Source organism: Citrobacter amalonaticus, assembly GCF_018252635.1.
Lineage (GTDB): Bacteria > Pseudomonadota > Gammaproteobacteria > Enterobacterales > Enterobacteriaceae > Citrobacter_A > Citrobacter_A amalonaticus_E.
Window position 1 is genome coordinate 78,431 of the sequence record NZ_JAGTXM010000008.1, and the last position, 6,553, is coordinate 84,983.

5 protein-coding genes are annotated in these 6,553 nt (G+C 53.5%); 4 read left to right on the top strand and 1 reads right to left on the bottom strand.

The window, feature by feature from the left end; genetic code table 11:
- Positions 1–3: 3 nt before the first annotated feature.
- A complete protein-coding gene (gene fadB / locus KE671_RS21595) occupies positions 4–2,193 on the bottom strand; it encodes a fatty acid oxidation complex subunit alpha FadB (RefSeq protein WP_206164682.1) in 2,190 nt (729 codons plus the stop codon).
- Between the two features lie 189 nt (positions 2,194–2,382).
- Between fadB and pepQ the strand changes: the two genes are divergently transcribed.
- From pepQ to hemG, 4 genes are read left to right on the top strand one after another with little or no spacing between them, the layout of a single operon-like run.
- Positions 2,383–3,714 (top strand): Xaa-Pro dipeptidase, encoded by a 1,332-nt coding sequence (gene pepQ, locus KE671_RS21600; RefSeq protein ID WP_206164683.1) that lies wholly within the window; start codon positions 2,383–2,385, stop codon positions 3,712–3,714.
- On the top strand, positions 3,714–4,328 hold the full coding sequence (locus KE671_RS21605) for an IMPACT family protein (RefSeq protein ID WP_206164684.1): 615 nt from the start codon (positions 3,714–3,716) through the stop codon (positions 4,326–4,328). The genes pepQ and KE671_RS21605 overlap by 1 nt, the downstream gene beginning before the upstream one ends.
- Before the next feature lie 38 nt (positions 4,329–4,366).
- Entirely contained in the window at positions 4,367–5,818 is a 1,452-nt protein-coding gene (gene trkH / locus KE671_RS21610) for a Trk system potassium transporter TrkH (protein WP_042326189.1), read from the top strand.
- Positions 5,819–5,829: 11 nt separating this feature from the next.
- Positions 5,830–6,375, top strand: coding sequence for a menaquinone-dependent protoporphyrinogen IX dehydrogenase (gene hemG, locus KE671_RS21615; protein ID WP_206164685.1), 546 nt, complete (start codon positions 5,830–5,832; stop codon positions 6,373–6,375).
- Positions 6,376–6,553: the final 178 nt, after the last annotated feature.

Sequence of the window (6,553 nt, forward strand, 5' to 3'; positions counted from 1 at the left end):
TCCTTAAGCCGTTTTCAGGTCGCCGACCGGACGGGCAGGCTCAACCGGGGGATAATACGGTTCGTTATGACGCGCTTTATTACGCAAACCTTCCGGAACGTCGTATAACGGACCGAGGTGCTGATACTGTTGCGCCATATCGAGATACTTCGCGCTGCCAAGCGTATCCAGCCAGCGGAACGCACCGCCGTGGAACGGAGGGAAGCCCAGACCGTAAACCAGCGCCATATCGGCCTCTGCCGGACTGGCGATAATGCCTTCTTCGAGACAGCGCACCACTTCGTTGACCATCGGAATCATCATGCGGGCGATAATCTCGTCTTCGCTGAAATCACGCTTCGCTTTGCTGACGTCAGCCAGCAGATCGTCAACGGTGGCATCCTCTTCTTTCTTCGGCTTACCTTTGTTGTCTTCTTTATAGCGCCAGAAGCCCAGACCGTTCTTCTGACCAAAACGGCTGGCGTCAAACAGCGCATCAATCGCGTCGCGATAATCTTTTTGCATCCGCTGCGGGAAGCCTGCGGACATCACAGCCTGCGCGTGATGTGCGGTATCAATGCCCACGACGTCAAGCAGGTACGCCGGTCCCATCGGCCAGCCGAACTGTTTTTCCATGACCTTGTCGACTTTGCGGAAGTCCGCACCGTCGCGCAGTAACTGACTGAAACCCGCGAAGTAGGGGAACAGTACGCGGTTAACAAAGAAGCCAGGGCAGTCGTTCACCACGATCGGCGTTTTGCCCATTTTGCTGGCCCAGGCGACAACCTTTGCGATGGTTTCATCCGAACTCTTCTCACCACGGATGATCTCAACCAGTGGCATCCGGTGAACCGGGTTAAAGAAGTGCATCCCGCAGAAATTTTCCGGGCGTTTCAGCACGCTTGCCAGTTCGCTAATGGGGATCGTGGAGGTGTTCGATGCCAGCACGGTATCCGGGCGTACTTTGTCTTCGGTCTCCGCCAGCACGGCCTTTTTCACTTTCGGGTTTTCAACCACCGCTTCGACCACGACGTCGACGCGATCAAAACCGGCATAGTCCAGCGTAGGGTGAATGGTCGAAATCACGCCCGCCATCTTCAGACCGTCAATTTTGCCTCGCTCAAGCTGTTTGTTCAGCAGCTTCGCCGCTTCGGTCATTCCGAGGGTCAGGGATTTGTCGTTGATATCTTTCATGATGACCGGCACGCCTTTCCATGCCGACTGATACGCGATACCGCCGCCCATAATACCCGCGCCCAATACCGCGGCCTGCTTTGGCGTCTCAACGTCTTTGGTCAGCTTCTTCGCTTTACCTTTCACGAACTGATCGTTGAGGAAGATGCCGACCAGCGCGCGGGCTTCATTGGTGTGCGCCAGCGGAACAAAGCTTCTGTTTTCCAGATTAAGCGCTTCTTCACGGCCAGAGCGCGCGGCGGCTTCAATGGTTTTCACCGCAGTCATCGGAGCCGGGTAATGTTTGCCTGCCGTTTGCGCGACCATACCTTTGGCAATGGTAAAGCTCATTGTGGCTTCAATTTTGCTGAGCTTCAGCGGTTCCAGCTTCGGTTGACGCTTCGCTTTCCAGTCCAGATCGCCGTTGATGGCCTGACGTAAAACCGCTTTTGCGCCCTCAATCAGTTTTTCTGCTTTCACGACGCCATCGACCAGGCCGATTTTCAACGCCTGTTCGGCACCCACGTCTTTACCGGCAGCAATGATCTCCAGCGCGCTGTCCGCGCCTAATATGCGTGGCATACGTACGGAGCCGCCAAAGCCGGGCATAATGCCCAGCTTTGTTTCTGGCAGACCGATACGCAGATCCGGCGTGGCCAGGCGATAATCAGTCGCCAGTACGCATTCGCAGCCGCCACCCAATGCATAACCGTTAACAGCGGAGAGGGTCGGGACCGGCAGATCTTCTAGACGGTTAAAGACGCTGTTGGCGAAATGTAACCACTGGCTGAGCTGTTCTTCGGGAACGAGAAACAGCGACAAGAATTCGGTGATATCCGCACCGACGATAAAGGCTGCCTTATTTGAACGCAGCAGCAGGCCTTTTAAATCGGTTTGTTTTTCCAGTACGTCCAGCGCCTGGCCGAGGCTGGCGACGGTTGCCGTGTCGAGTTTGTTCACTGAGCCTGGGGCATCAAACACCAGTTCGGCGATGCCATCTTCCAGCCAGTCGAGGTACAGGTTGTCGCCTTTGTAAAGCATGTCAGTCTCCTGAATCCGCAAGGTGATCTGGTCATACCAGATGAAGCGAAGTGTGTATTTTGTGTTAATAAAATGCAAATGACTGATTAAAGAAATGCCGCTCCGATCACACCTGGTAGAAATCACGCTCTCGTGAATCGATGTGCTAAGATGCGGAGACTTGAGGTCGAAAAAACAGAAGGATAGAAAATGGAATCACTGGCCGCACTCTATAAAAATCATATCGTTACCTTACAAGAACGGACGCGTGATGCGTTGGAACGCTTTAAGCTTGATGCGCTGCTTATTCATTCCGGCGAGCTGGTTAACGTTTTTCTCGACGATCATCCTTACCCGTTTAAGGTTAATCCGCAGTTTAAAGCCTGGGTACCGGTGACTCAGGTTCCCAACTGCTGGTTGCTGGTTGATGGGGTGAACAAACCCAAACTGTGGTTCTACTTACCGGTTGATTACTGGCATAACGTGGAGCCGCTGCCGACCTCCTTCTGGACTGAAGAAGTTGAGGTGATTGCTCTGCCGAAAGCGGATGGTATTGGCAGTCAATTGCCGGCTGCGCGCGGCAATATTGGTTATATCGGCCCGGTTCCGGAGCGTGCGCTACAACTCGAGATCGCCGCCAGCAATATCAACCCGAAAGGGGTGATCGACTATCTGCATTATTACCGCGCCTATAAAACCGACTATGAACTGGCCTGCATGCGTGAAGCACAGAAAATGGCGGTGAATGGGCACCGGGCGGCAGAAGAAGCCTTTCGTTCGGGGATGAGCGAGTTCGATATCAATCTGGCCTATCTGACGGCGACCGGTCACCGCGATACCGATGTACCGTACAGCAATATCGTGGCGTTGAACGAGCATGCGTCAGTTCTGCATTACACGAAGCTGGATCATCAGGCTCCGTCTGAAATCCGTAGTTTCCTGCTGGATGCGGGTGCAGAGTACAACGGTTATGCCGCAGACCTGACCCGTACCTGGTCGGCGAAAAGCGACAACGAATATGCTCAGTTAGTGAAAGATGTGAACGACGAACAGCTGGCGTTGATTGCCACGATGAAAGCGGGCGTCAGCTATGTGGATTATCACGTTCAGTTCCATCAGCGTATTGCGAAGCTGCTGCGTAAGCATCAGCTCGTCACCGACATGAGCGAAGAGGCGATGGTCGAAAACGATCTCACCGGACCGTTTATGCCGCATGGTATCGGCCACCCACTGGGTCTGCAGGTTCATGATGTTGCTGGATTTATGCAGGATGATACCGGTACGCATCTTGCCGCGCCGTCTAAATATCCGTATCTGCGCTGCACCCGCGTGCTCCAGCCGGGTATGGTACTGACCATTGAACCGGGCTTTTACTTCATCGAATCACTGCTCGCACCGTGGCGTGAGGGGGCGTTCAGCAAACACTTCAACTGGCAGAAAATTGAAGCGCTGAAACCGTTTGGTGGTATTCGTATTGAAGACAACGTGGTGATCCACGAGAACAACGTTGAAAACATGACGCGGGATCTAAAACTGGCGTAATGGACAGCTGGTTAATCCCTGCGGCGCCGGTCACCGTTGTCGAAGAGATCAAAAAAAGCCGCTTCATTACGTTGCTGGCGCATACCGATGGCGTAGAAGCGGCAAAGGCGTTTGTGGAATCAGTCAGAGCGGAGCACCCGGATGCCCGTCACCATTGTGTGGCCTGGGTGGCGGGAGTGCCCGATGATTCGCAACAACTGGGCTTTTCAGATGATGGTGAGCCGGCAGGAACGGCAGGCAAGCCCATGCTCGCGCAGTTGATGGGCAGCGGAGTTGGAGAGATAACCGCCGTTGTGGTGCGCTATTATGGCGGGATCTTACTCGGTACCGGCGGACTGGTTAAAGCCTACGGCGGCGGTGTAAACCAGGCATTGCGTCAGTTAACGACGCAGCGCAAGACGCCATTAACCGAATATACTTTGCAGTGTGAGTACGCGCAGTTGGCTGGCGTTGAAGCACTTCTGGGTCAATATGGCGGCAAAATTGTCGCCAGTGATTTCCAGGCATTCGTTCGGTTACGGGTGGCGCTTCCTTATGCGAAAGTGGATGAATTTTCAGCAAAGCTGGCAGATTTTAGTCGTGGTTCATTGCAATTGTTAGCGATTGAAGAATAATCCCCACCTCATTTTGAAGAACTAAGGAAGCGGCAGAGATGCATTTTCGCGCCATTACCCGAATCGTAGGACTACTGGTCATCTTATTTTCGGGCACGATGATCCTCCCGGGGCTGGTAGCGCTTATTTATCGTGATGGGGCGGGACGCGCATTTACGCAAACCTTTTTTGTCGCGCTGGTGATTGGCTCTATGCTGTGGTGGCCGAACCGTCGTGAAAAAGGTGAACTGAAATCCCGCGAGGGTTTTTTGATCGTCGTGCTGTTCTGGACCGTGCTGGGCAGCGTGGGTGCGTTGCCCTTCATTTTTTCTGAAAGCCCGAACCTCACGATTACCGATGCGTTTTTCGAATCCTTTTCCGGACTGACTACGACCGGTGCCACCACGCTGGTGGGGCTGGATTCGCTGCCGCATGCGATCCTCTTTTATCGCCAGATGCTGCAATGGTTTGGCGGGATGGGGATCATTGTGCTGGCCGTCGCGATTCTGCCGATACTCGGCGTCGGCGGGATGCAGCTCTATCGCGCAGAAATGCCCGGACCGCTGAAAGATAATAAGATGCGCCCGCGTATCGCCGAGACGGCAAAAACGCTGTGGTTGATCTATGTCCTGCTGACGGTCGCTTGCGCACTGGCGCTGTGGTTTGCCGGTATGCCAGCATTTGACGCCATCGGGCACAGTTTCGCCACTATTGCGATCGGCGGGTTTTCTACCCATGATGCCAGCGTGGGCTATTTTGACAGCCCAACGATTAACACCATCATTGCTATCTTCTTATTAATCTCCGGCTGTAACTACGGCCTGCACTTCTCGTTACTGAGTGGCCGCAGTCTTAAGGTTTACTGGCGTGACCCGGAATTTCGCATGTTTATTGGCGTCCAACTGACGCTGGTGGTCATCTGCACATTAGTACTCTGGTTTCATAACATCTATAGCTCTGCGCTGACGACGCTCAATCAGGCCTTTTTCCAGGTGGTGTCGATGGCCACCACGGCCGGATTTACAACCGACAGTATTGCCCGCTGGCCGCTTTTCCTGCCGGTACTGCTGCTATGCTCTGCGTTTATCGGCGGCTGTGCGGGATCTACGGGGGGGGGACTGAAAGTTATCCGTATCCTCTTGTTGTTCAAACAGGGGAACCGCGAGCTGAAGCGTCTGGTGCATCCCAATGCGGTCTACAGCATCAAGTTGGGGAATCGCGCGCTACCGGAACGTATTCTTGAAGCGGTCTGGGGATTTTTCTCTGCGTATGCGCTGGTCTTTATTGTCAGCATGCTGGCGATTATCGCGACGGGCGTGGACGATTTCTCTGCCTTTGCTTCCGTGGTGGCGACGTTGAACAACCTTGGGCCTGGGCTGGGCGTTGTGGCGGATAACTTTGCCAGTATGAATCCGGTGGCGAAATGGATCCTGATTGCTAATATGTTGTTCGGTCGTCTGGAAGTCTTCACTTTGCTGGTACTTTTTACCCCCACCTTCTGGCGTGAATAATGGAGTAACACGTGAAAACACTGATTCTATTCTCATCTCGTGATGGACAGACCCGGGAAATCGCCGCTTATCTGGCGTCAGAACTCAAAGAGCTAGGCATCTGTACGGATGTCGTCAATCTACATCGTACCGAAGAGCCTGACTGGGAACGCTATGACCGTGTAGTCATTGGCGCATCCATTCGTTATGGACACTATCATTCCGCGTTTCTCGAATTTGTGAAGAAGCATGCGACGCGACTGAATCACATGCCAAGCGCGTTTTACTCTGTAAACCTGGTGGCGCGTAAACCGGAAAAGCGAACGCCGCAGACCAACAGCTACGCGCGCAAGTTTTTAATGAACTCGCAGTGGCGGCCAGACCGTTCTGCGGTTATCGCCGGGGCGCTGCTGTATCCGCGCTATCGCTGGTATGACCGTGTGATGATTCAACTGATAATGAAAATGTCGGGCGGCGAAACGGATACGCGTAAAGAAGTGATCTATACCGACTGGGAGCAGGTCGCCAGTTTTGCCCATGAAATCGCTCAGTTAACTCCCGATTCGGTGGTTAAATAAACGCAAAGCATAAAAAATGCGCGGTTGATGAATTATTTTAAATTTCCCCTTGTCAGCCCGAAATAACTCCCTATAATGCGCCTCCACTGACACGGAACAACGGCACGCAAGCCGCCGGGTCAGCGGGGTTCTCCGGTGAAAACCAGTGATGAACACCCACAGAGAAAAGCAAAATAAA

What these genes read in the sequence shown, in the direction of transcription:
- fadB (WP_206164682.1), bottom strand. Translation starts at nt 2,193, where the DNA reads ATGCTTTACAAAGGCGACAACCTGTACCTCGACTGGCTGGAAGATGGC.
- pepQ (WP_206164683.1), top strand. Translation starts at nt 2,383, where the DNA reads ATGGAATCACTGGCCGCACTCTATAAAAATCATATCGTTACCTTACAA.
- KE671_RS21605 (WP_206164684.1), top strand. Translation starts at nt 3,714, where the DNA reads ATGGACAGCTGGTTAATCCCTGCGGCGCCGGTCACCGTTGTCGAAGAG.
- trkH (WP_042326189.1), top strand. Translation starts at nt 4,367, where the DNA reads ATGCATTTTCGCGCCATTACCCGAATCGTAGGACTACTGGTCATCTTA.